The 24,528-nt window shown below is 66.6% G+C and carries 21 protein-coding genes; 10 read left to right on the top strand and 11 right to left on the bottom strand.

Going from position 1 to position 24,528, the window contains the following annotated elements:
* Window positions 1-136 precede the first annotated feature (136 nt).
* Genes ACG0Z6_RS12980 through ACG0Z6_RS12970 form a run of 3 tightly spaced genes read left to right on the top strand, consistent with a single transcriptional unit; the run spans window position 137 to window position 5,045 of the window.
* On the top strand, window positions 137-1,513 hold the full coding sequence (locus tag ACG0Z6_RS12980) for a hypothetical protein (protein WP_394462067.1): 1,377 nt from the start codon (window positions 137-139) through the stop codon (window positions 1,511-1,513).
* Window positions 1,510-2,214 (top strand): hypothetical protein, encoded by a 705-nt coding sequence (locus ACG0Z6_RS12975; protein WP_394462065.1) that lies wholly within the window; start codon window positions 1,510-1,512, stop codon window positions 2,212-2,214. Before ACG0Z6_RS12980 ends, ACG0Z6_RS12975 begins: the two co-directional genes overlap by 4 nt.
* Complete coding sequence (locus ACG0Z6_RS12970; protein ID WP_394462063.1) at window positions 2,214-5,045, top strand: ATP-binding protein; 2,832 nt, start codon at window positions 2,214-2,216, stop codon at window positions 5,043-5,045. The genes ACG0Z6_RS12975 and ACG0Z6_RS12970 overlap by 1 nt, the downstream gene beginning before the upstream one ends.
* Window positions 5,046-5,051: 6 nt before the next feature.
* Here the strand turns inward: ACG0Z6_RS12970 and ACG0Z6_RS12965 are convergent, their stop codons facing one another.
* The 4 genes from ACG0Z6_RS12965 to lptF are packed head-to-tail and all read right to left on the bottom strand — an operon-like array spanning window position 5,052 to window position 8,696.
* Window positions 5,052-5,996 carry a CysB family HTH-type transcriptional regulator gene (locus tag ACG0Z6_RS12965; protein WP_394462062.1) on the bottom strand — a complete coding sequence of 315 codons (945 nt, stop codon included), beginning with the start codon at window positions 5,994-5,996 and terminating at the stop codon, window positions 5,052-5,054.
* A gap of 8 nt (window positions 5,997-6,004) precedes the next feature.
* Entirely contained in the window at window positions 6,005-6,400 is a 396-nt protein-coding gene (locus tag ACG0Z6_RS12960) for a sirohydrochlorin chelatase (RefSeq protein ID WP_394462060.1), read from the bottom strand.
* Window positions 6,401-6,426: 26 nt separating this feature from the next.
* Window positions 6,427-7,605, bottom strand: a complete 1,179-nt coding sequence (locus ACG0Z6_RS12955) for an LptF/LptG family permease (RefSeq protein ID WP_394462058.1) — start codon at window positions 7,603-7,605, stop codon at window positions 6,427-6,429.
* Entirely contained in the window at window positions 7,602-8,696 is a 1,095-nt protein-coding gene (gene lptF, locus ACG0Z6_RS12950; protein ID WP_394462056.1) for an LPS export ABC transporter permease LptF, read from the bottom strand. The genes ACG0Z6_RS12955 and lptF overlap by 4 nt, the downstream gene beginning before the upstream one ends.
* Before the next feature lie 28 nt (window positions 8,697-8,724).
* On the opposite strand from lptF, the gene ACG0Z6_RS12945 reads away from it, so the two are divergent.
* The 4 genes from ACG0Z6_RS12945 (at window position 8,725) to ACG0Z6_RS12930 (ending at window position 12,282) form a co-directional block, all read left to right on the top strand.
* On the top strand, window positions 8,725-10,188 hold the full coding sequence (locus ACG0Z6_RS12945) for a leucyl aminopeptidase (protein WP_394462054.1): 1,464 nt from the start codon (window positions 8,725-8,727) through the stop codon (window positions 10,186-10,188).
* A 33-nt stretch (window positions 10,189-10,221) separates the two neighbouring features.
* Entirely contained in the window at window positions 10,222-10,656 is a 435-nt protein-coding gene (locus tag ACG0Z6_RS12940) for a DNA polymerase III subunit chi (RefSeq protein ID WP_394462052.1), read from the top strand.
* Window position 10,657: 1 nt separating this feature from the next.
* Window positions 10,658-10,993 (top strand): hypothetical protein, encoded by a 336-nt coding sequence (locus ACG0Z6_RS12935; RefSeq protein WP_394462050.1) that lies wholly within the window; start codon window positions 10,658-10,660, stop codon window positions 10,991-10,993.
* Window positions 10,994-11,181: 188 nt separating this feature from the next.
* A complete protein-coding gene (locus ACG0Z6_RS12930) occupies window positions 11,182-12,282 on the top strand; it encodes a branched-chain amino acid ABC transporter substrate-binding protein (protein ID WP_394462848.1) in 1,101 nt (366 codons plus the stop codon).
* A gap of 89 nt (window positions 12,283-12,371) precedes the next feature.
* Here ACG0Z6_RS12930 and ACG0Z6_RS12925 read toward each other — a convergent pair whose 3' ends face one another.
* Window positions 12,372-12,629, bottom strand: a complete 258-nt coding sequence (locus tag ACG0Z6_RS12925) for an acyl carrier protein (RefSeq protein ID WP_394462048.1) — start codon at window positions 12,627-12,629, stop codon at window positions 12,372-12,374.
* Between the two features lie 161 nt (window positions 12,630-12,790).
* Between ACG0Z6_RS12925 and ACG0Z6_RS12920 the strand changes: the two genes are divergently transcribed.
* The 3 genes from ACG0Z6_RS12920 (at window position 12,791) to ACG0Z6_RS12910 (ending at window position 17,693) form a co-directional block, all read left to right on the top strand.
* Window positions 12,791-14,398, top strand: a complete 1,608-nt coding sequence (locus tag ACG0Z6_RS12920) for an acyl-CoA ligase (AMP-forming), exosortase A system-associated (protein WP_394462046.1) — start codon at window positions 12,791-12,793, stop codon at window positions 14,396-14,398.
* A 35-nt stretch (window positions 14,399-14,433) separates the two neighbouring features.
* Complete coding sequence (locus ACG0Z6_RS12915; protein ID WP_394462044.1) at window positions 14,434-15,699, top strand: pyridoxal-dependent decarboxylase, exosortase A system-associated; 1,266 nt, start codon at window positions 14,434-14,436, stop codon at window positions 15,697-15,699.
* Window positions 15,700-15,932: 233 nt separating this feature from the next.
* The gene (locus tag ACG0Z6_RS12910; protein WP_394462042.1) at window positions 15,933-17,693 is read left to right on the top strand and encodes a M14 family metallopeptidase; all 1,761 of its coding nucleotides are present in this window, start codon (window positions 15,933-15,935) and stop codon (window positions 17,691-17,693) included.
* Window positions 17,694-17,765: 72 nt separating this feature from the next.
* Here ACG0Z6_RS12910 and ACG0Z6_RS12905 read toward each other — a convergent pair whose 3' ends face one another.
* From ACG0Z6_RS12905 to ACG0Z6_RS12880, 6 genes are all read right to left on the bottom strand, one after another.
* Window positions 17,766-19,733, bottom strand: coding sequence for a peptidase U32 family protein (locus ACG0Z6_RS12905; RefSeq protein WP_394462039.1), 1,968 nt, complete (start codon window positions 19,731-19,733; stop codon window positions 17,766-17,768).
* A gap of 62 nt (window positions 19,734-19,795) precedes the next feature.
* Window positions 19,796-20,515 carry an energy transducer TonB gene (locus ACG0Z6_RS12900; protein ID WP_394462037.1) on the bottom strand — a complete coding sequence of 240 codons (720 nt, stop codon included), beginning with the start codon at window positions 20,513-20,515 and terminating at the stop codon, window positions 19,796-19,798.
* A gap of 6 nt (window positions 20,516-20,521) precedes the next feature.
* Window positions 20,522-21,388 carry an ATP-binding cassette domain-containing protein gene (locus tag ACG0Z6_RS12895; RefSeq protein WP_394462035.1) on the bottom strand — a complete coding sequence of 289 codons (867 nt, stop codon included), beginning with the start codon at window positions 21,386-21,388 and terminating at the stop codon, window positions 20,522-20,524.
* 4 nt (window positions 21,389-21,392) lie between these two features.
* The gene (locus ACG0Z6_RS12890; protein WP_394462846.1) at window positions 21,393-22,493 is read right to left on the bottom strand and encodes a FecCD family ABC transporter permease; all 1,101 of its coding nucleotides are present in this window, start codon (window positions 22,491-22,493) and stop codon (window positions 21,393-21,395) included.
* Window positions 22,494-22,498: 5 nt separating this feature from the next.
* On the bottom strand, window positions 22,499-23,416 hold the full coding sequence (locus ACG0Z6_RS12885) for a heme/hemin ABC transporter substrate-binding protein (protein ID WP_394462033.1): 918 nt from the start codon (window positions 23,414-23,416) through the stop codon (window positions 22,499-22,501).
* Window positions 23,413-24,519 (bottom strand): hemin-degrading factor, encoded by a 1,107-nt coding sequence (locus ACG0Z6_RS12880; RefSeq protein WP_394462031.1) that lies wholly within the window; start codon window positions 24,517-24,519, stop codon window positions 23,413-23,415. The genes ACG0Z6_RS12885 and ACG0Z6_RS12880 overlap by 4 nt, the downstream gene beginning before the upstream one ends.
* Window positions 24,520-24,528 lie beyond the last annotated feature (9 nt).

Here is a 24,528-nt window from a genome sequence, read left to right as displayed (position 1 = left end):
ATGAAGCGTTCAGCGCAGCACATATGGCAACTCACCTCATAAGTGATTACCCCTTATTGCCACAAAGCAAGCGGCCTCATGCAGGGGAGCGGCTTGGCGTCGAGGGGAGCGAGCGGCGCAGTGATAATCCGCCGCCATGACGTTTGACTCAGGGCGCGCGGACGAGGCACTGCGCGAGGAATTTTCAGAACAAGGCTGCGAGAGCTACTTCCGAGACGGCCAGTTGCCGCAGGACTCGCTGCTGTGGTGGCAGCTCGAGCGCAATGACGCGCTGCTCAATGCGCACCGCGCGCTGTTCTACGGCCCGCCGGGTTTGGTGCGGCTGCGGGTGTGGGTGTTCATCGAGCTCCTGAGCCTGCCGCAGGCGCGCATCACGCGCGAGACCCTGAATCAGCACTTTCATGTGCTGCGCGACGAGGCGCTGGAGCTGGTGCTCAAGCGCCTGCGCGAGGCCAATTTGCTGAGCTGGGACGGCTCCCAGCAGCTCTACAGCGTGACCCCGCTGGCCCAGCAGATGTTGGCCTTGCTCTCACCGCTCACGCAGGCCCAGGGCGAGGACGGCGACCTCAGCGGTCTGCTGGCCACCGTGGCGGGCGCGCAGCAGCTGGGCACGCTGGAGCCCGCACAGCTGCAGCACTTGCGCGCGCAGCTGGCACGGCTCTACGACGAATTTGCCGACGCCATTGCCTCGGGCTCAGAATTCAATCTGCGCCGCGCGCGCAGCCGTTTTGAGCGGGCACTGAGCCTGGTGGAGCGCGCCAGCGAGGCGCTCAAAGCCATCATCGAGCAGGCCCAAACCGACGGCAATGCACGGTTGGAGCGCCTGGCGCGCGAGCTGGGCCTGGCGCAGGCGCGGCTGCTGGCCATGGCCAGCCAGTTCAACCGCGCGCTGCAGCAGGCCGACCGCCAGCGCGTCACCCTGGGCTCCACCGGCATCACCACCACCGATGTGCGGCGCTGGTTGCAGGGCGTGCCCTTTTTGGAAAACCTGGCACTGGGGGCGTTGTCGCGCCCCGTCCACCCGGTGTTTGTGGCCCAGCATGAGTTGCTGGACAGCTGCGAGGCTGAGTTCGAGCGCGACCGACCCGTGGCCGCCTTGCCCGAGCCACTGCCCCAGGGCGTGCAAGCCCCGCTGGGCGAGCTGGCCGTGATGAGCCTGCCGCCTGAAATGAGCCAAATGCAAGCCGTGCTGGAGCGCTGGCGCGCCGAAGGCCACACCCAGCACGATCTGCGCGAGGCCGTGCTGGGCGGCAGCTATGCGCGCGCGGCCTACCGTGCGCAGCTGCTGCCCCTGCTGGGTGACCCGCAGGCCCAACACCTGGCCGGCGCCACCGGCGACATGGCGCGCCAACCCTGGCGCGTGCGCTGGTCGGTCGAGCAAGGCCCGGTGGACGACAGCTATGTCTCCTGGATGAGTCAAGGCCTGCTGCACACCACCGACAGCGAACCCGAACTGCCGCCCCCGCTGCAAGCGCCGCTGCTGCACCCACCTACGCCCGATACACAAGCATGAGTTCTGCTCTCGACGACGCCGCGCAACTGGCGGCCCAACTGCTGGCCCGGCGCTGGCTGCCCCGCAACCAGCCCCTGGTGCGCCGTGCCCTCATCGACCAAGAGCTCTGGCGCGCGCTCAACGAGCGCCTGGGCGCTGTGGGCCTGCGCGTGGTGGACAACGTCTATGCCGACCACATCAGCGTGGCGCTGCTGCGCCCGGCCGAAGTGGCGGTGTTTGGCGAGACCGGCCTGGCCAACAACAACAACCTGGAACTGCCGCGCGACGGTGTGGCCCTCTTGGTGGTGCTGTGGGCGCTGATCGTGCTGCCCAAGCGCCAGCGCCAGCTCAACCGCGCTGATGCCCAAGAGGACCAGGGCGAAATGTTCGCCACCGACAAGCCCCTGCCCAGCGCCTCGGCCAGCGCCCCGACGCTGTCCTACCGCAGCTTGCTGGCGGACTTTGGCAACCAGCTGGGCAAGAAGATGCGCCTGGACGCCAACCTCAAGCTGCTGGAGCGCCAAGGCTTCATCACGCGCAAGGGCGAAGACATCACCGAGGGCCCGCTGCTGGACTTGCTGCTGGACTACGACACCCTGGCGCCGCGCATCCTCGACGGTGCGCTGGCCGATGTGCTGGCACGCAGCACCGATGCCCATGCCGGCGTGCAGATCAACGCCATCTTGGCCGCGCGCCATAACGAAGAAGCCGAAGACGCCTGATGTTTCACCTGCAATCGCTCGAACTGCTGCACTGGGACTACTGCCGCCGCGTCAGCATGCCGCTGGACGGCAACATCATCACCATCGCCGGGCCCAATGGCTCGGGCAAAACCACGTTGCTGGATGCGCTGCGCACGCTGCTGGGCTTGGAGTGCTCGGGCGGGCGCACCTACAAAACCTATGCCCGCCACGCCAACGCCGACGTGGCCTGGCTGCGCGCCCTGGTGGACAACCGCCCGCGCAGCCGCCAAAACAGCAGCCGGCCCTTTGCCAGCTCGCTGCTCTACGCCGACCAAGTCACGCTGGCCTGCCGCATTTCGCGCCAGGGTGGGGACTGGGTGCGCCGCTATGTGCTGGTCGACGGTGTGCAAGACATCGAAACCCTGGACCAACGCCCCGAGAAAGACTGGCTGGGTATCGAAGCCTGGAAAAAACGCCTGGAAGCCGCCGGCCTGACACGCGCCATTGGCCGCGTGCTGGCCCTGGAGCAGGGGCAGACCGACCGGCTGTGCGAGCTCAGCCCCAAAGAGCTGCTGCGCCTGGTGTTTGAAGTGTTTGGCGACCAGGAAGTGCTGGACCGCTACGAGCTGGCGCGCAACCACCAGCAGCAGCTGCTCAAGGAAGTCGAGCAGTCCAGCCACGAGCTCTCCCACACCCAGGCCCAGCTCTCGGACCTGGCCAACCGCGTCAACAGCTACCAGCAATACCAGCTGCGGCTCAAAGAACGCGAGCGCCTGGCCACCGAGGTGTTGCCCGTCATGCAGTGGGCCGAGGCGCGCCAGCGCTGCGCCCAGCAGCTGCGCGAACTGCACCGCCAGCGCTTGTTTGCGCAAAGCGATGCACGCGGCATCCGCCACCAGCGCCAGCAGCTGCTGGACTTCTTCAACGCTCAGGAAGCCGCGCGGGCGCAGCTCGGCGAGCTCGAAGCCGCCCGCAAGGTGGCGCGCCAGGCCTTTGACGCTGCGCGCGAAGGCGAGCGCCCGCTGGAGCAGCTGGCCAAGCGCGAAGAGGAGCTGCGCCAGCTCGCCGCCGTGGAAACCGATGGCGAGCAACTCACCCAGCGCTTGCAGGCCCTGGGCGAGCAGCAACACGCGCTTCGCGAGAACTACACGCGCAGCAACGACCAGATGCGCAAGGCCCAGGCCGCGCTGGACGCCCTGGCCGGCCAGCAACTGCCCCCGCCGCCGCCTGAGGTGACGCGCTTTTTGCGCCAGCTCAGCGAGGCCGGCATTGCCCACCACGTGCTGGCCGATGCCATCGACATCGCCAACGACACCTGGCGCGCGGCGGCCGAAGGCTTTTTGCGCCCCTCGCGCTGGGTGGTGGTGCTGGCCCAGCCGCAGGACGAGCGCGAGGCCCTGCGCATCGCTGCGCGCGAGCGCTATCGCCACTACGTGGTGGCGCAGGCCGAACACGCCCCCGCGCAAGTGCCGCCCGACAGCCTGCTGGCCGCGCTGCGACTCAATGCCAAGCTGCCGGGTTGGCTGCTGCGCCAGCTCGCCACGGTGCGCTGCGTCAAAGACACCGACCAAGGTGCGGGCGTCAGCGGCGAGTGGATCACCGCCGACGCCTACTACCGCGACGGCCGCGGCGGCCGCAGCCTGTGGGTGGAGCCGCGCGAGTACCAGTTCGGCCTCTCCGCCCTGGACTCGCGCCGCGCCAGTCTGGACAAAGAACTGGCGCGCTACGACTTGGAACTCTCGCGCCTGGCCAAAGAGCAGGCCGAAGTCGAACGCCAGCTCAAGGACGCCCAGCGCGCTGCTCAGGGCCACAAAGCCGCGCTGGAATTGGTCGAGCGCTCCGAGGAATTTGCTCAGGCGCGCGCCCGGCTGCCCGCGCTGCGCCAAGCGCGCATCGAAGCTGCCACACGCATGGGCCAGCTCGACCAGGACCACGAGCGCGCCGTGGCCACGCGCACGCGCGCTGAACGCGATTACGAGTCGGCGCAGGCCCAGCTCAAGTCCAGCGAAGACGGCGTGCTGCGCTCTGAGCGCGACTGGCTGCAACGCCGCACCGAGCTGCAGGCCAGCGCTCGCGCCTCGCGCGAGACGCGTGCGCGCTTCCCGCACAGCTGGATTCACGCGGCGCGCCTGGCCGCGCTGCGCGATGAGTTTGAGAACGCCAAGCAGGCCGAGATTGCGCTGCGCCACGTGCAGCAGGAGCTGGACCAAGGCCTCAGTGCGGGCACCTGGGAAACCGACCCACAGGTGGCCGAGCGCCACACGCGCATGCAAGTGGCCGTGCTGGAGCAAAGCACCCAGCTCGACGACCGCCGCGCCAGCAACGAAATGGCACGCATTGCCGCCTTCAACGCCCGCGAGCGCTACATCGACGTGCTGCGCGCCACCGTGCGCCGCTACAAAAAGAATGTGCAGGAGCTCGGCGAGTTGGCGGGCGTGCTGGCCCAGGCCGAGCTGCCGCACCTCGACAACGACGACACCGTGCTGGCCCAGGCCGGGCTGCATGTGCGCTTTAACTTCGACGGCAAGGGCGAAGTCGGGCTCAACGACGGCGAGGCCTCGGGTGGCCAGCAGGTGCTCAAGAGCTTGATCCTGCTGGTGGGTTTGATGAAGGACGACGACGCGCCGGGCGGCTTTGTCTTCATCGACGAGCCCTTTGCGCACTTGGACGTGCGCAACATCCAGCTCGTGGGCCACTTCCTCAAGAGCACGCGCGCTCAGTACCTGCTCACCACCCCCATCACGCACAACGTGGAGGTCTTCGAGCCCTCGGAAATCACCCTGGTGACGAGCAAGAAGCCGCGCGGCGAACGCTGGGCGCCGCCCATTGCCGTGCTGGCGCGCCGCGCTGAGGTGTCGCCCTACGACTGAGTGTGCTCAGAGATCGTAGGCGTCGCCGTCGCCACTCATGGCGCGCTGCAGCAGCTTGCGGTCCAGGCGGTCGGACAGCAGTTCGGCAAAGCTGAACACAAAGTTGCGCAAATAGGCACCGCGCTTGAAGGCAATGCGCGTGGTGTTCTGGCCAAAGGTGTGGCCCAGCGGGCGCCACACCAGGTCGCTGTCGGGCGGGTCGTCGCGCACGGCCATCTCCGCCACAATGCCCGCGCCCAGGCCCAGGCGCACATAGGTCTTGATCACGTCTGAATCAATCGCCTCCAGCACCACCTTGGGCTGCAGCTGGCGCTGCGCAAACGCGCGGTCAATGCGCGTGCGCCCCGTGAAGCTGGGGTGGTAGGTGATGAGCGGCTCTTGCGCCAAATCTTCCAGCGTGATGCGCTCGAGCTGCGCCAGCGCGTGCGCGCGCGGCACCACCAGTACGTGCTGCCAGTCGTAGCAGGGCAGGGTCACGAGGTCGGTGTAGTTGGACAGCGACTCGGTGGCCAGGCCGATGTCTGCACTTTCCTCGAGCAGCATGCGCGCCACTTGATCGGGGCTGCCCTGGTGCAGGCTGATGTGCACCTGCGGGTATTGGCGGCGCAGCTGCGCCACGGGATTGGGCAGCACGTAGCGCGCCTGCGTGTGCGTGGTGGCGATGGAGAGCGTGCCCACGTCTTGCTTGGAGTACTCCTCGCCAATGCGCTTGAGGTTGCCGACCTCGCGCATGATGATTTCAATCGACTTGAGCACCGCCTTGCCCGGCTCGGTGATGGTGCGCAAGCGCTTGCCGTGGCGCGAGAAGATGTCGATGCCCAGCTCTTCTTCCAACTCCAAAATGGCCTTGGAGACACCGGGCTGCGAGGTGAACAGGGCCTTGGCGGTCTCGGTCAAATTGAGATTGCGCCGCGCAGCCTCTTGCACGAAGCGGAACTGGTGCAGGTTCATGATGTGTTTCAGTTTGCCGCCGGGGCCTGCGGGCTTTGCTCGATGAGCTGGTGCGCCGCTAGGGCCATGGCGTTGATGACAGCGGCCTGTTCGCCCAGCGCGGCGTGCAGCACCCACTCCACCTGCGGGTGGGCCTCACGCAGGGCTTGCAGCCGTGGCGGGATGTCCCGCAGCACATGCCCGGCGCTGCCCAGGAAGGCAGGCAGCACGTCCACGCGCGTGCAGCCCGAGGCCACCAGGCTCTGGCCCGCGGTGTCCAGGTCGGGGCTCATGAATTCCAGATAGGCCACTGCCACGGGGTCTTGCGGGCGCAGCGCCTGCAGCTGGCTGGCGAGCTGGATGAAGGGGCGAGCCCATTCGGGATTTCGGGCCCCGTGGGCGAGAAGTAGCAAGCCGTGGCGCATGGTGTTGGTTCTGCGAAAAATTGGGCTCAGCGGTTGCGAACCAGCCAAGCGAATGAGGCCATGGACAAGCCCAGGAAGAGGGCTGCGGGCGCGCCCGCCACCAACCAGGGAGTCCAGTCTTTGAGCACGCCGAGGTGGCCGGCCAAGTTGTTCAACAGCACAAAGCTGATGCCCAGCATGATGCCGCCAAACACCTTGACGCTGACGCCGCCGGAGCGGAAGTGCAAGTAGGCAAAGGGCAAGGCCAGTGCGAGCATGACCATGCAGGCGAAAGGATAAAAGGCTTTGAGCCAGAACTGGATTTCAAAACTCTGGGCTGATTGCTCTTGGCTGGAGAGGTGGCGTGTGTAGCGGTAGAGCTCCAGCGTCGACATATTCCACGCGGGCAGTGTGGCGGCAGCCACCAGCTGTGGGCCTAGCGTTGAGCGCCACTGCAGCTGTGCCACCTGCAATTGGCGCACCTGGGGCGTGTCGAGCTGCGGTACATCTGGCTGGGCATTGGCGGCGACGGGTTTGAGCTGTTCACCCAGTGGCTCGGTCAGCGGCGTGGGAGGCGATGCCCAGGCCGTGACGAGGGCATCTTTGAACAGCCAGGTGCCACCGTCCTGGACCTGTGCGGACTCGGCCTGCAGCCGCGTCAGCATGCGCCCTTGAGGGTCGAATTCAAACACCACCACCTGCTCCAGCGCACCGCCGCCGCGCGCGCGTTCGATGCGCACCGCGTAATGCGTGTCGCCCAGCGCAGTGGACTGGCGGTCTTTGAGCCAGGCTACGCCTTTGCTGGCTGCGCTGCCGGTGGCCGTGGCGCGCACCTGCGCGGCCTGGCGGTCGGCCCAGGGGGCAATGAAATCGCCCACCACAAAGGCCACCAAACCAAAGCCCAGCGCCAGGGTTGAGAGCAGGCCCAAGGCCCGACCGGGGCTCAGCCCTCCGGTGCGCAAGATGGTGAATTCGCTGTTCTGCGCCATGCGCGACAGGCTGAAGATGCTGCCAATCAAGATGGCAATGGGCAGCAGCTCGTAAAAGTGCGAGGGCAGTTTGAGCACGCACATCCAGGCCGCCGCCGCCGCACCCGCACCGGCGCGCGTGAAGCGCTCCAGGTCGTCTACAAAATCCAGAAAGAAAAACAGTGCCAGAAAGCCCACCATCACAAAGCCCACCGAGCCCAGGATGTCCTTGTAGAGCATGCTGCGAACGGTCTTCATGCACAGGACTCCGCGCGGTGGCGCCATTGCAGGCGGTTGGCGTTGTCGCGCCACCAAATCAGCGCCAGCGCCAGCAGCAGGGCGCCGCCGTGCAGCGCCAGCAAGACTTGGGGCAGGCCCATCCAGCCGCGCGAGACCCAGCTCTCGCTGAGCGTGATGAGGTTGAAATACACAGCAAAGCTCAGCAGCGCAAACAGCAAATTCCAGCTGCTGGCGCGGCGCGGGTTGGTGGCGGCCAGGCCCAGGCCCAATAGCATCAGCGTCACACAGCCCAGCACTTGGCCAAAGCGCCAGGCCAGCTCGCCGTCACCGGCTTTGCTGCGTTCGCGCAGCAGCTCCAGCGTGCTGCGGGTTTTGGGCTTGCGCTCTTCGGTGCGGCGCATCACCTGCTCATCCACTTCCAGGCTGTAGCGTTCAAAGCGCGCCAGGGTTTTTTCGCCGTCGCGCAAATCCATTTCGTTGCGCTGCCCATGCTCCAGCACCAGCAGGCGCTGGGTGTCGGTAGTCTGGAGGTAGCCGCGCGAGGCGGTGGTCACAGACTCTTTGTTCTCGCCCGAGAGCATGATGAAGACATTGCGCGCAATCGCGTCGTCTTGGTGGTCGCGTTCGATGAAGAACACGCGCTGCCCGTCGGCCGAGCTTTGGAACTGGCCTGGTGCCACACGCGAGAGGTCGCCGCGCCGTTCAAACTGTTCGCGCAGCTGTTGGCTGTTTTGATTGCCCCAAGGCCAGATCAGCAGCATCAGCACCGCCACGGCCCCAAATACTGGCCAAGCCATGCGCAGGGTGGGGCGCACAAAGTTGCGCAAGCCCACGCCGCTGGCAAACCAGATGGTGGCTTCGGAGTCGCGGTACATGCGCCCCAGCGTGGCCACCACGGCGACAAACAAGGACAGGCTCAGGATATTGGCCAAGTAGGACAGCGTGGCATAGCCCAGGAACAGCAGCACATGCTGGGGCGACACGCTGCCCTTGGCCGCCAGACCCACGGCCTTGATCATCATCATGGTCACGACGATGGTGATGATGACGGTGAAGCTCACGCCAAAGGTCTTGGCCAGCTCCTTTCGCAACGTGGAATCGAATAACATCTGCGGACTTTGTCTACCTCTCACTATTATGGACTTGCGTTTTCAGTCGGCCGGGTTTGACGCGCTCAATAGCGTGGCTACAGACGCCCTGGTACTGGTGTTGGCGGGCGGCAGCGTGCCCGCTGATTTGGACCCCACCGTGTCGGCATTGATCAAAGACGCGATCAAGCTCGGTGACTTTGAGCTCAAAGCCGGACAAAGCTTGGTGCTGACGCGCCCGCAAGGCCTCAAGGCGCATCGCCTGGTGCTGGCAGGCACGGGCACTGACCACGTCAAGGGTGCTCGCGCTGCGGCGCAGGCCGCCATTGCTCAGCTGAAGTCGCGCGGTGCGGCTTCGGCCGCCGTGGCTTTTGTGGGCTACGCCGCTGAGCACGCTGAAGCGCTGGCGGAGCAGCTGGCGCTGGCCGCTGCCGATGCGCTCTACACCTACCGCCACACCAAGCCCAGCGCCGCTGCGCCGAGCAAGCTCGCACGCATCAGCCTGCTGGGCGACAAGGCTGCCATGAAGGCCGCCAAGGTGGGGCTGGCACGCGGCCAAGCCATTGCCGCTGGCGTGGAACTGGCACGCGAGTGCGCCAACCGTCCGGGCAACTACGCCACCCCGAGCTTCCTGGCCGAGCAAGTGCGCGCCCTGGGCCGCAGCCACGCGCTGAAGGTGGAAGTGCTGGATCAAAAAGCCATTGAAAAGCTGGGCATGGGCTCCTTCCTGGCCGTGGCCAAGGGCTCTGACGAGCCGCCGCGTTTCATCGTGGCGCGCTATGACGGCGCCGCCAAGAGCCAGGCCCCCGTGGTGCTGGTGGGCAAGGGCATCACCTTTGACTCGGGCGGCATCTCGCTCAAGCCCGGTGCCGACATGGACGAGATGAAGTTCGACATGGGCGGCGCTGCCAGCGTGCTGGGCACGCTGCGTGCCGTGGCCGAGCTCAAGCCCAAGGTCAACCTCGTGGCCATCATCGCGGCCTGCGAAAACATGCCCAGCGGCCGTGCGCTCAAGCCCGGTGACGTCATCACCTCCATGTCCGGTCAGACCATCGAAGTGCTCAACACCGATGCCGAAGGCCGCCTGATTCTGTGTGACGCTCTGACCTACGCCGAGCGCTTCAAGCCCGCGGCTGTGGTGGATGTGGCCACGCTCACGGGCGCTTGCGTCATCGCCCTGGGCGGCGTGCGCAGCGGCATGTACGCCAGCTGCGACCAACTGGCTGCCGAGCTCGAAGCCGCTGGCGACCAGGCGTTGGACCCCTGCTGGCGCATGCCGCTGGACGCGGAATATGACGATGGCCTCAAGAGCAACTTTGCTGACTTGGCCAACGTGGGCTCGCGTGCCGGTGGTTCCATCACGGCGGCCAAATTCCTGCAGCGCTTTGCCAGCAAGTACCGTTGGGGTCACCTGGACATCGCCGGTACGGCCTGGAAATCGGGCGCAGGCAAAGGCGCTACGGGCCGCCCCGTGGGCTTGCTGACGCACTACGTGCTGTCGCAGGCCAAGTAATCCGCAGAGCAGTTGCAAACCCAGGCCCAAGTCATGTCCGAGGTGCTGTTCTATTCAGGTGTTTCGGACAGGCTGGGCTTTGTCTGCAAGCTGCTGCGTAAAGCCGTGGCCAGCGGCGCGCGCGTGGGGGTGTGTGGCCCGCAGCGCGCGCTCGACAAGCTAGACCAGGCCCTGTGGGTGCATGAGCCCCACGAATTTGTGCCGCACCTCAGCGTGCGGCCCGATTCCGACCCCGAGCTGCTGCAGCGCACGCCTGTGCTGCTGGTCTCGCAGCTCGAGCAACTGCCGCATCGCGAGGTCTTGCTCAATCTCGAGACCGAGGTGCCCACGGCGTTTGACGAATTCCAGCGCATTTTGGAAGTGGTCTCTACCGAGGCACAGACAGTGCAATGGGGCCGCCGCCGCTACAAACACTACCAGCAAGCCGGCTGCGAAATGCAGCACTACGTGGCTGGGGAAGGGCGTTGAAATGCGCAATGACCGCCCAATGCCGCGCGTGGTGCCCACGCTCACGGAAGTTCTTGATGTGCCCGCAGCCAGCGGCTTTCTTGACTTGAGCGAAGAGCTGCCAGGGCCCAGTCCGGCACTTTTGCCCAAGCCCGAATCTCTAGCCGTGGATGCCGCCAGTCTCGACAGTGATTGGCAAGACTTGGCGCCAGCGGCTCACGCCGATTTGGAGGCGCTGTGCCAGCAGATTGAGGCCCGGCTGCGCGGCCAGCTCAGCTTGCACGTGGAAGTTTTGGTGCGCGATGTCATGGAGCAGCTGCGCCCTGTGCTGGACCGCGAGCTGCGCCGCCATCGTTGAGCGGCAGGCCTTAACGGCCCTCCAAACTGTTGGTTGACCGCCGCGCGCCCATGCTTTCCCCATGTGGCTGGTCCTTGAAATCGGGTTAAGGTCGAACGCGTTGAAAGATTCAACAGCAACTTCACTCTAGTGGTTTGGAGGATTACATGCGAATCAACGCAAACGTGTTTGTCGGGGCCATTGCACTCATGCTCGGTACCGGAGCCATGGCGCAAGAACTGGTGGTGAAAATTGGCCATGTGGGGCCAACCAGTGGACAAATCGCCCACCTGGGCAAGGACAACGAACTCGGCGCGCGTCTGGCCATCGAGGAACTCAACGCCAAGGGCGTGACCATTGGCGGCAAGAAGGCCAAGTTTGAGCTGCTGGCCGAGGACGACGCAGGTGATCCCAAGCAGGGCACGGCTGCCGCGCAGAAGCTGGCGGATTCCAAAGTCAACGGCGTGGTGGGTCACCTGAACTCGGGCACCTCCATCCCCGCGGCCAAGATCTACAGCGACGCAGGCATTCCACAAATCAGCCCTTCGGCCACTCATCCCAAGTTCACGCGCAGTGGCTACAAGACCACTTTCCGCGTGGTGGCTGACGACGTGCACCTTGGCGGCACGCTGGGCAAGTACGCTGTGCAGCAAGTCAAGGGCAAAACCATTGTGGTGGTGGACGACCGCACGGCCTACGGCCAAGGTGTGGGCGACGAATTCATCAAGGGCGTGAAGGCTGCAGGTGGCAAAGTGGTGGCGCGCGAATTCACCACCGACAAAGCCACGGACTTCACCGCCATCCTGACCACCTTGAAGGGCAAGAAGCCCGATGTGATCTTCTTTGGTGGCATGGACGCAGTGGCCGGCCCCATGCTGCGCCAGATGAAGCAACTGGGCATCAGTGCCAAGTTCATGGGTGGCGACGGCATCTGCACGGCCAACCTGCCCAAGTTGGCCGTGGACAGCTTGGCTGACGACCAAGTGGTGTGCGCCGAAGCCGGTGGCGTCGAAGGTGCTTCCAAGAAGACTTTGGAAGACTTCAAGACCCGCTTTGAAGCCAAGTTCAACACCAAGGTTGAAATCTACGCGCCCTATGTGTACGACGCCGTCAACGTGATGGTGGCTGCCATGGTCAAGGCAGGCTCGGCCGAGCCTGCCAAGTACCTGCCGGTGTTGGCCAAGACCGAAGGCTACAAGGGCGTGACGGGCACCATCAGCTTTGACAACAAGGGCGATATCAAGAATGGCGCCCTGACCATGTACACCTACCGCGGTGGCAAGCGCGCTGAAATCGCTGTGGTGCGTTAAGCCTCATGAGTAGAGGCTCGGTTTGAGCCGCAGCACGCGACGGGCGCCCTCTGAGAGGCGCCCGTTTTCTTTGTGCGCTGAAGTGAAGCTCAGCGTTGGGCTTGGCGCAGCTGCAGCACGAAGTCATGCAGCGCTTGCAGCGTGGCAAAGCGGCTGCCGTCGAGGTCGCCCACTTCGATATTCAAGCCGTAGCGCGCCTCCAGCGCGGCCAGCAGGCTCACCACGGCCATGGAGTCCAGCTCGGGCAGGGCGCCCAGCAGCGCGGTGTCTGGGGTGAAGCTGAGCGCACGGCCCTGCAGCTGTAGCACATCGTCCAGCAGGTGACGGAGCTCGTCGAACAAATCCATGGCGGTCAGGGGCGGCGCAAAGCAGCGTGGGCGAAAAAACGCGCGATTCTAAATGCACGCCCTCAGCTCGGCAGGGCTGGGCAGAACAAGCCACAATGCCGACTCGGTCGGCCACGCCCGGCATTGCCTTGGTTTTGGGCGCTTCAGCGCTGTTGCTTTTGATGACTGTGTCTTCTTCGCCTTCCATTGAATCACCGCGTCTGTTGCACGATTTGTGTGCCGCAGCGGCCCAGCGCTGGCCTCAAAGCGCGGCCTTGGTTGATGCCCGTGGGCAGCTCAGTTTTTCGCAGCTGCACCAGCAGGTGGGGCAGTTCGCCAAAGGCCTGAGCGCGCTGGGCGTGAAGCGCGGGCAGCGCGTGGCCGTGTACCTGGACAAGCGCATCGAAACCGTGGTGGCCTGCCTGGGCGCCACGGCGGCGGGCGCGGTGATGGTGCCCATCAACCCCGTGCTCAAACCCGCGCAAGTGGCGCATGTGCTGCAGGACTGTGGCGCCGTGCTGCTGGTCAGTAGCGCCAGCCGTTGCAGCGTGTTGGAGGGCTGGACGGGAGCAGGGCTGCGCCACCTGGTGCTGGTGGACGGTGGGCTGGCTCAGAGTGCCGAGCTCGCCATGCATGACTGGGCGGACTTGATGGCACAGCCTGCCGCTGCGCCAGAGTTGCCCATCCTGATTGATGCTGACCTGGCCGCCATCCTCTACACCTCGGGCAGCACCGGCAAGCCCAAGGGCGTGATGCTGTCGCACCGCAATTTGGTGGCGGGGGCGCAGAGTGTGGCCAGCTATTTGGGCAACACCGAGCAGGACTGTTTGCTGGCGGCGCTGCCGCTTTCTTTTGACGCGGGCTTCAGCCAACTCACCACTGCTTTGTGCAGCGGTGCGCGCCTGGTGCTCTTGAACTGGCTGTTTGCGCGCGATGTGCTGGCGGCGATGGCGCAGCATGGCGTCACGGGCTTGACGGCCGTGCCGCCGCTGTTCATGCAACTGGCGGCCTTGCCATGGCCCGACGAGGCACTGCGCACGCTGCGCTATCTGGCCAATACGGGGGGGCGCATGCCGCTGGAAACCCTGCAGCGCCTGCAGCAGCGCGCCCCTGCCGCACAGGTGTATTTGATGTATGGGCTGACCGAGGCGTTCCGCTCCACCTATTTGCCGCCGCAGGAATTGGCACGCAGGCCCGATTCGATGGGCCGCGCCATCCCCAACGCCGAGGTGCTGGTGCTGCGCCCCGATGGCACGCCTTGCGACGCTGACGAGCCCGGCGAGCTGGTGCACCGCGGTGCGCTGGTGGCGCTGGGCTATTGGCGCGATGCCGCGCGCACGGCCGAGCGCTTTCGCCCGCTTCCGCCGCAGGCGCTGCCCGAGCATGATGCGCGGCCCCTGCCGGAAATTGCCGTCTTCAGCGGTGACACCGTGCGCCGCGACGCCGAAGGCTTTTTGTACTTTGTGGCGCGCAGCGACGAGATGATCAAAACCTCGGGCTACCGTGTCAGCCCCACTGAGGTGGAAGAGGTGCTCTATGCCACCGGTCTGGTGCAAGAGTGCGTGGCCTTTGGCGTGGCTGATGCGCAGCTGGGCCAGCGCATTCAGGTGGTGGCTGCGGCGCCTGCAGCGCAAAGCCTGGATGTGGCCGCGCTCATGAATGCCTGCCGCCAACAGCTGCCCAGCTATATGCTGCCCGCCCATGTGCATGTGCTGCCCGCGCCCCTGCCGCGCAACGCCAACGGCAAGCTCGACCGCGCCGCCTTGCGCGCCCAGTTTCAGGCCGACTGAAGGGCTGCTGGCGCTACTCATTTTTGCTGTTCGATATGTCCACCACTACGCCGCCCATCCACGCCCCCATGCACCAATTCGAATGGCGCGAAGGCGCACCGCTGCTGGGCGGCTTCACGCTGGAGCAGCTCGCCCAGCGCGCCGGGCAAACGCCGTTTTATGCCTACGAGCGGCGCGCGCTCACGCAGCAAGTGCAGGCCTTGCGCGCGGCATTGCCTGCGGAGGTGGAGCTGCACTACGCCATCAAGGCCAACCCCATGCCCGCGCTGCTGGCGCACCTCAAGGGCTTGGTGGATGGGCTTGACGTGGCCTCGGGCGGCGAGCTGCTGCGGGCGCTGGACACCGGCGTGGACCGCCAACACATCAGCTTTGCTGGGCCCGGCAAGCGACCTGCTGAACTGCGCCAGGCCCTGGCTGCGGGTGTGCTCGTCAATGTGGAGTCGTTGCGTGAGCTTGATGTGCTGGCCCAGCTCAGCGCCGAGATGGCTTGCCCCGCGCGCGTGGCGCTGCGCATCAACCCCGACTATGAGCTCAAGGGTGCGGGCATGCGCATGGGCGGCGGCGCCAAGCCTTTTGGGCTGGATGTGGCGCTGATTGAGCCAGCCTTTGAGCGCATTCGCGCAGCGGGGCCAGAGCGGCTCGGTTTCGAAGGCTTTCACCTCTTTGCCGGTTCCCAAAGCCTGCGGGCTGACGCCATCGCGCAAGCCCAGCAGCAAGCCTACGAGCTGGCCCTGCACTGGGCGAGCAAGGCCAGCGCGCCCGTGCGGGTGCTCAACCTGGGTGGCGGCTTTGGCATTCCCTATTTCCCGGGCGACCAGCGCCTGGATTTGGCCCCCATCAGCGCCATGATGTCGGGGCTGGTCGAGCGCGCACGCCACGAGCTGCCGCAGGCCCGCCTGGTGCTGGAGCTGGGGCGCTACTTGGTGGGCGAGGCGGGTGTCTATGTCTGCCGCGTGGTGGAGCGCAAGACTTCGCACGGACAGGTCTATCTGGTGTGCGACGGGGGGCTGCACCACCACCTGGCCGCTTCAGGAAATTTTGGCCAAGTGCTGCGCCGCAACTACCCCGTGGCCTTGGTGCGCCAGCAAGCGGGCGCTCAGGGCCAGGGCGACGGCGAGCTCGAAACCGTCAACATCGTCGGCCCGCTGTGCACGCCGCTGGACCTGATAGCCGACCGCGTCAGCCTGCCACGCGCAGACGTGGGCGATTTGGTGGTGGTTTTCCAGTCGGGCGCCTACGGTGCTACGGCCAGCCCGCAAGGCTTTCTGGGTCATCCGACCGTGTTGGAAATGGTGGTCTGAAACGGACCTGCGGGCAAATCAATCGACGAAATCCCAGGCCCACCCCAGGCATGGGGGCTCCATGACCTGGGACGCTGTTTGAAGGGGCATGGCGGCTTGTAGGCGGAAATTGAAGTGCCTATGCTCGCGCCACCTTCCAGCGTGTACCGCGAGTTTGCGTGGCCTGTTCTGCCGCAGTACTGGGTGGTGCCGGATGACCGTGCCAGCGGTGCGCGTGTTCACAGGAGACCCCGATGACACGCAAAGCTTTTTCCTGCAACCCGGGCTATTGTTTGGCGGCTTTGCTGTCCTTGGCCGCACCTGCCCTCGCCCTGGCTCAGGCCTCGCTGCCTCAGCCCACCATCCATGGTCGCGAAGCCGCTCCGCGCCAAACCATGCGCGCCTATTTCGATGATGTGCGCAAGGCTCGCGCCATTGCGCACAGCCGCTTTGAGACTTTGGCCTCGGAGTACGAGCTGGGCTATGTGATTGTTCAGCTCAACGAGCAAGAAGCCAGCGAGCTGCGCGCGATGGGATTCCGCCTGGTGCCAGACCCCCACTGGATGACGCAGCAGCTGGAGCAAGCCCGCAAGGAGTCCGAGGCGCGAGCCCGGGCGTCACAAGCGACGGCTACCGGCATTCCCAACTACAGCTGCTACCCCACGGTGGAAGAGGTGTTCACTGAGGCAGAAGGGATGGCCGCCAACAAGCCTCAGCTGGCCAGTTGGATAGACATTGGCGACTCCTGGGCCAAGGGCGCGGGGCAGGGCGGCTACGACCTGCGCGTGCTCAAGCTCACCAACAGTGCGGTGAGTGGCGACAAGCCCAAGCTGTTCATCAACGCCGGCATTCACGCCCGGGAATACACCACCACGCCGTTGGTGCTCGAGTTCGCGCGCAAGCTCTACAACGGCCACGGCGTGGACGCCGATGCCACCTGGATACTCGACCACCACGAGGTGCACCTGCTGCTGGCCACCAACCCGGACGGGCGTAAAAAGGCCGAGAGCGGTATCTTGTGGCGCAAGAACACCAACACCGCCTACTGCGGCGCCACCAGCAACTACCGTGGGGCTGACCTCAACCGCAACTTCGGCTTCACCTGGAACATCAGCAACGGCGGCGGGTCCAGCGGCAACGCTTGCTCTGAGACTTACCGCGGCCCCAGCGCCGCTTCAGAGCCTGAAACCCGAGCCGTTGAGGCTTACATCCGAAGCCTGTGGCCGGACCGGCGCGGCCCCAACCGTACCGACCCTGCACCGCTGGACACCAGCGGCATCCATCTGGACATTCACAGCCACGGCCGCCTGCTGCTGTGGCCCTGGGGCTCCAACGGCGCGCCTGCGGGCAACGACACCCAGCTGGCGACCTTGGGCCGCAAATTTGCCTACTGGAACCGCCATACGCCTCAGCGCTCGCTGGATCTGTACGAAACCGATGGCACCAGCGATGGCCCCAGCTACGGCGAGCTGGGCGTGGCCTCGTTCACCTTCGAGCTGGGCACGGCCTTCTTCCAGCAGTGCAGCTACTACAACTCCACCGTGCTGCCGGACAACATGCCCGCGCTGATGTATGCCGCCAAGGTGGTGCGCACGCCCTATCAAACGCCCGCTGGCCCTGACGTCACAGCCCTGGCGCTGAATTACAAGCGCGTGCCGCAGGGGCGTCCGGCCACTTTGGTGGCGCGCGTGGACGACACGCGCTACAACCAGACCAACGGCACAGAACCGACCCAAACCATCGCTGCCGCCGAGGCCTATATCGACGTGCCGCCCTGGCTGAGTGGCGCACGCGCCATACCGCTGTCAGCGCGCGATGGCAGCTTTGATGCCAACAACGAATACGTTGTGGGCCAGATCGATACGACTGGGCTCTCCGTGGGGCAGCATTTGGTCTATGTGCGCGGACAGGACGCTGCAGGCAACTGGGGCGCATTCAGCGCGCTCTTCATGCAGGTGGATGCGCCAAACCGCACCGCGCTCACAAGCCCTCAAAAAGAAGCGCAGCGGCGCTGAGGACGGCTTACCGCGATGCCGATGCAGCCGCTTGCGTGGCTGCGTCGGCTGGCTTGGTGCAGCCAGGCCTCATCAGGCCTGGGGCCTGGCTTTGTAGAACTTCACCGGGGCCGCGTGGGTTTGTTGCAGCACGCTTTTCTTGATTTTGCCCACCACATGCATTTCGCAGGGTTTGCAGTCAAAGCGCAGGGTCAGCTTTTCTTTGCCGTTGATGAGCTGTAGCGGCTCGGCGCGCACCGTGCCTTGCACGCCCGTCACGCCCTTGGCTTGCTTGGGGCAGAGCGAGAGGCTGTAGCGCACGCAGTGCTTGGTGATCATGAGGCTGACGTCGCCCAGCTCTTGCTGGCTCTCGTACGCAGCGTCGACCACGCGCACGCCGTGGTGCAGGTAGAACTGCTGGGCGGCGTGGTTGTAGACGTTGGCCAGGTAGCTCAGGGTGTCGTCGGGGTAGGCGGCGGGGGGCTGCACGGGCGTGGCACGGGGCAGGCGTTGCCAGGCTGCGGCGCGGGCGGCTTCCAGTTCAGCCAGGGCCTGGCGGCGCAGGGCGTTGAGCTGGCTCAGGGGCAGGAAGAGCGCTGGGCCGCTCCAGTGCAGGCTCAGTTCGCGGGCTTCGAAGTCGGTGCCGCCGAGCTTGGCCAGCGCCTCGCGCAGCTGGGCTTGGGCTTTGTCGGGTTGCTGGGCGCGCTGCTTTTGCAGGGGCAGTTCCACATAGGCGGCATGGCCGTCTTCGTCGCTGAGCTGCAGGGCCACGCCGTCGGGCACTTCCAGCAGCGTCATGTCCAGGGCGATGCGGCGCTCGGCCGATTTCTTTTCCAGCACGCGGTCCCAGGCCATGTCGCGGTTGCGCGAGAGGGCCACGTCGCGGCGCAGGTCTTTGAGCGCGGCCAGCGGCTCGTTGGGCTGCACACGCCACTGGCGGAGGCTGGCGTCCAGCGCGGTGGCGATGTTCACGCGCAGGCCCACCAGCTCGTGCTGCAGGTCCAGGTAGGTGAGGGCGTCGCCGTTGTTGAGTGGGCTCACGCCTTCGTCCAGCCTGCAGTCGAAGTGGTCGCTGCCCACGTGGCTCACCCAGCCCAGCGGCAGGCCGGCGTGTTTGGGGGTGTCGAAGGCGCCGATGTCGTCTTGGCGCCCGTTGACGAAGTAGTCCGTGGCGCCGCGGTTGAAGCTGCGCTGTGGGTCGGGGGTGAAGCGCAGCCGGGTGTGGCCGCTTGAACCGCGCGCCAGGCTGGGGCGCTCGTGCAGGACTTCGTCCAGCAGGCGCCGGTAGTGGCCGGTGATGTTCTTCACATAGCCCATGTCTTTGTAGCGGCCTTCGATCTTGAAGCTGCGCACGCCCGCATCCACCAGCGCGCGCAGGTTGGCGCTTTGGTCGTTGTCCTTCATGGACAGCACGTGTTTTTGGTGCGCCACGATGCGCCCCTGGCCGTCCACCACCTCATAGGGCAGGCGGCAAGCCTGCGAGCAATCGCCCCGGTTGGCGCTGCGCCCGGTGTGGGCGTGGCTGATGAAGCACTGGCCGCTGTAGGCCACGCACAGCGCACCGTGGATGAAAAACTCCAGCTGCGCGCTGCTGAGCGCCTCGGCCATGGCGCGGATTTGCGCCAGCGTCAGCTCACGCGCGGCCACCACCTGCGAAAAGCCCACGTCTTGCAAAAAGCGCGCTTTCTCGGGTGTGCGGATGTCGCATTGCGTGCTGGCGTGCAGCTGTATGGGCGGCAGGTCCAGCTGCAGCAGGCCCATGTCCTGCACGATCAGCGCATCGGCCCCGGCCTCGTAGACCTGCCAGGCTAGGCGGCGCGCGTCTTCGAGCTCGTCGTCGCGCAAGATGGTGTTGAGCGTGATGAAGATGCGCGCATTGAAGCGGTGTGCGTGGCGCACCAGGCGCTCAATGTCTTCAATCGCGTTGCCCGCGTTGTGCCGCGCGCCGAAATCCGGGCCGCCGATGTAAACCGCGTCCGCCCCGTGTTGAATGGCCTCGATGCCGATGTCTGCTGTGCGCGCCGGTGCCAGCAGCTCTAGGTGTCTGGGTGATGCACTCATGGTGGTGGGGGATTTTGGCGCAGCTGCGCTGCGCATCCCCATGCGGGTAAAGCCGCACCCGATCACCCCTCCAAACTGAAACGCACCGGGAACTGAACCCAGCTGGCAATGGGCTGCTGATTGATGTGGCCGGGGTGAAAGCGCCAGTGGCGCACGGCGCTGAGGGCGGCGTGGTCCAGCAGCTCCCAGCCGCTGCTGCGCAGCAGCTCGATGAGTTGGGCGCGCCCGTCGGCCTCAACGCGCACGCGCAGCCACACCACGCCTTCTATGCCCTGCTCACGCAGCAGTTCGGGGTAGCGCGGCGGCGGGCTGTGGGCATGGTCGGGGCGGGCCAAGGCGGTGGGCGCGCCGGCACCTGGGGCCGGATTCAAGGGCGTTGGCTTGGGGGTGGCGGGGGCCGCGGGCGTCGCATCGGCAAGGGTTTGTTGTGGCAAGGGCGTGGAGGGCCCGGTGCTGCTTGGCGGCGGTGGTGCCGTGACCAGATCGGTGGCCTTGCTCGAGCTGAGGGCTTCAGCGCTGGCTTGAGGTGGCACGCGGCTTGGCTGCGCCGCCTGCACCAGGGTTTGGCGGCGCGTGTGTGAGCCCTCTGGATGGGGCAGCGGCAACAGGCGCAGGGTGATGGTGTGGCCAGGCTGGGTGGCGGCGCGTGCGCTCTTGTGTGCTGGCCCCAAGGTGCCGCCTGTGCCCAGCACCCACAGCAGGAACCCCAGGTGCAGCGCCGCGCTGGCCCACAGCCCGCTGTGACTGGGCTTGGGGGACCAGGGCGGCGTGGACTGGCGCATGCGACCTCAGGCCCCTGCGGCGCATGCCGCGCTGCGGGTTTGGCGTGTGGCGCGCCAGCGCTGCAGGGCGGGGACCACGGCGCTTTCGCCCTCGGCGCTGTAGGCGTGGCACAGAGGCAGACCGTAGAGCGCTTCGAGCAAGGGCAGTGCACGGTTGGGGGTGGCGGGCAGGTCGGCCACCAGCTGGCCTTGCTGCATGAGCCACAGGCGCTCAAAGCTGTTGAGCGCTTGGTTGATGTCGTGCAGCACCGCCACCACGGCGTGTTGGCGCTCGCGGGCGTAGTGCTGCAGCGTGTCCATGAGCTGCCATTGCAGCCCGGGGTCTAGCGCAGCCAGCGGCTCGTCCACCAGCAGCAGGCCGCCCTGGCAATCCCACAGCTGGGCCAGCACGCGCGCCAGTTGCACGCGGGCTTTTTCGCCGCCCGAGAGGGTGTCAAAACGGCGCTCCAGCAGGTGTTGGGCCTGCGCGCTGGCGGCGGCTTGGGCCACGATGGCCTCGCGCTGCGGGTCGTGGCGCAGCGCCACGCGGCCCAGTGCGATGACCAGCGCCACCGGCAGCCCGAACGCCACCTCGTGGGACTGCGGCATCACCGCGCGCTGGCGGGCCAGCTCGGCCAGGGGCCAGCGTGCCAGCGTACGGTCGTGCAGCTGTAGCGTGCCGCTGGCTGGGCTCAGCTCCGCGGCCAGCAGCTTGAGCAGGGTGGACTTGCCCGCGCCACTGGGGCCCAGCACGGCCACGCGCTCGCCCTGCTGCAAAGACAGATTGATGGGCCCCAGCGGCTGGGCGCCCAGGCGCAGCCGCGCCTCGCGGCACTGCAGCAGCAACGGTGTCAAGGGCCAACGCCGGGGGGTATTGAGATCCAAAGGACGCATGGTGTCAGCCTCCGTGGCGCAGCCCGCGCAACAAGAGCAGGAAGAAGGGCGCGCCCAAGAGCGCAGTGAAAATTCCCACCGGGATTTCGGCCGGCACGGCCAGGGTGCGAGCCAGGGTGTCGGCCCCGAGCAGCAGGAGTGCGCCCAGCACCATCGAGAGCGGCAGCACGCTGTGCTGGTCGGCCCCCAGCAGCAGGCGCACCAGGTGTGGCGCCAGCAGCCCGATGAAGCCAATCATTCCGCACCACGCCACGGCCAGGCCGTTGAGCACCGCCACCACCAGCACAATGCCCCAGCGCAGGCGCGGCAGCGACACCCCCACATGCCCGGCTACGGCCTCCCCCAGGGCCAGGGCGTTGAGGGCAGCGGCCATGCGCCGCGCCAGCACCGCCGCCAGCACCAGTGCCACACCGAGCACGGCCACCAACACCCAGCGTGCGCCGGCCAGCGAACCCAGGGTCCAGAAGGAGAGGCTGCGCAGTTGCTCGTCTGTGGCCAGATAGGTGCACAGGCCAATCACCGCCGCAGCCAGCGCATTGAGCGCAATGCCGCACAGCAAGAGCCCGCTGACCGAGTGCGCACTGGTGAGCCAACGCGCCAGCGCGTCCAGCAGCACGCACACCCCCACAGCACCGGCAAAGGCTGCCAGGGGCAGCAGCCAGTAGCGCCAAGCCAGGGCCTGAGCCCAGGCGCTGTCGGCCAGCAGCACGATGGCGAGCGCTGCTGCGCAGGCCGCGCCGCTGCTCACGCCCAAGAGGCCGGGGTCGGCCAGCGGGTTGCGAAACAGCCCCTGTGTGAGCGCGCCGCAAAGCCCCAGCGCTGCGCCAACCAAGACCGCCAGCCCCACGCGCGGCAGGCGCAGCTGGGCCAGCACATAGGCGCCGCCGCTCAAAGGGGCGTCCTGCCCCCATTGAATCCACGACCACAGCGCCTCCACGTCGTGCAGGCCCACGCGCACTGCACCGCGGCTGGCCGCCCAGACCATGAGCAAGGCCAGCACGCCCAAGCTCCAGCTCAGCGGGTGCTGGCGCAGCCCGTTCATGGCGCGCTGTGCCAGCACCTGCACCGGGCTGGCGGGTGCGTGGTTCTGCAGGGCTTGGGGCAGGGCGCTCATGGGCGCTGCCCCTGCATGGCGCTGTGCAGCCGCGCATCCAGCTCGGCCACGGCGGCTGGCAGGCGTGGGCCAAAGCCCAGCAGGTACATGGTTTCCATGGCCAGCACGCGGCCATGGCGGCCGGCCGGTGTTTGCGCCAGCCCGGGCAGTTGCAGGGCGCCGTCGTGCCCGCCCATGGCTTGGTAGCCCTGTTCGGTGAGCAGCAAGACATCGGGTTGCGCGGCAATCAAGGCCTCTGGGGTGAGGGGCTTGTAGCCCTCAAAGCCCTGCACCACATTGCGCGCTCCGGCGTAGGCCAGCACGGCATCGGCACTGGTGGCGCGGCCGCTGACCATCATTTGGCTGGGGCCGTGGGACATCACAAACAGCACCCGCGGTGCGGGCGCACTGCGCCCAGCCACACGGGCGCGCGTGGCCTGCCATTGTGTGCTGAGCTGCTGGGCCAGCGCTTGCGCGGCCTCGCGCCGGCCCAGCAGTTCGCCCATGCGCTGCACGCGCTGGACCACACCCTCAAAGCGCTTGTTGGCAGGCAGCACGGTGAGTGGCACACCGGCTTGTTCGAGCTGGCGCAGCACCGCTGGCGGTCCGGCGTCTTCGGTGGCCAGCACACGCGTGGGGGCCAGCGCCAGCAAGCCCTCGCTGGAGAGCTGGCGCGCGTAGCCCACGCTGGGCAGCTGGCGGGCCGCGGTGGGGAAATTGGAGGTGGTGTCCACCCCCACCAGCTGGGCTTGTGCGCCCAGGGCATAGACGGTTTCGGTGAGCGCACCACCCACACACACCACGCGTGCGGGGCTGCTGCCGCGCGCCGTGGGGGCCAGCGTCAGGGCCAGCAGCGGTGCACCACTGAGGCACTGCAGCAGGCGGCGGCGCGTCGGGCTTGTGTTGGGGCAGGGCGAGGGCAGGCGGCGGCTCATGCGGCCTCCTGCTGGGCGGCGGGCATAGACTGCAGCAGGGCGCGCCAGTCTTGGCGCTCGGGCTCTCCGGGTTTGCGCACGCCAAAGAACATGGCGATGACCTGGCCGTGGCTGTCAAACAGCTCCAGCGAACTGACCACGCCGTCGCTGGTGGGCTTGCGCACCAGCCAGGCTTGGGCAATGTGGTCAGCGCGCAGGTGCAGGTTGAAGCCTGGGTCCAGCACATTCACCCAGGGCCCCAGCACCGTGATGCGCTGCACCGCCCCGCTGTGGATTTGGATGATGCCGCGGTTGCCCACAAACACCATCAGCGGCACGCTGTTTTGCGCACCGCGCTGCAGCAGGGGCAGGGCGCAATCGGGGCTCAGGCGCTGGGCAAACTGGGGCTCCGCCAGGCGCAGGGCTTGGGTGCGGCTCAGGCCGTGGGTTTTGAGCAGACCGAAGAATTCATGCGTGTCGCGCAGGTCGCGCCAGGCTTGGCGAAAGGCCAGCACGTCCACTTGCGTGTCGGGGCATTCGGGCTCGGGCTGCGCGGCCGCATCAGGCGCCAGCGCTGGGGGCTGTGCCGTGCTGAGCTCTGGCGCTGCGTAGTGCTGCACCAGTGCGGCATAGGCGCCGTGGTCGCTGTTTTGGCGCAGAAAGACTTTGTGCACGGCCTGTCCCTGCTCGTCGAAAAACTGCAGGCTGTGCTGCGCGGTTTTGCCACTGCAGTCCTGCACCGCGAAGCCCCAGCGCCAGTGTTTGTAGAAAAGCCGCAGGTCGATGTCGGCGCCCAGCACCAGCCCGACATTGGCGTTGTGGCTGGCCTTGCGGTAGACGCCCACCTTCTCGTGCACGCAGGCGGCGTTGCGCGTGAGGGCCATGAGCTCGCCCAGGCTCTCCAGGCGGCCCATCAAGCCCGCCCAATCGGGCTGCAGCGCCGTGGCTTGGAGCGAGGCGTCGCTGTGCTGGGTGTGGGCGGCGAGCAAGGCCGCCTCGCTCACGCCCAGTTGCTGTGCGATGTCGCGCTGGCGCAGCCCATCGCGGCGCAGCTGGGTGAACTGTTGGCGCAACACTTGGGGGCCTGGCTCAAGAGGGCGTGTGGCGGCAGGGGAGAAGCTCATGGGGAACTC

It is taken from the genome of Roseateles rivi, from assembly GCF_043555845.1.
GTDB lineage: Bacteria > Pseudomonadota > Gammaproteobacteria > Burkholderiales > Burkholderiaceae_C > Roseateles > Roseateles rivi.
This window is presented reverse-complemented; position numbering and strand designations above follow the sequence as displayed.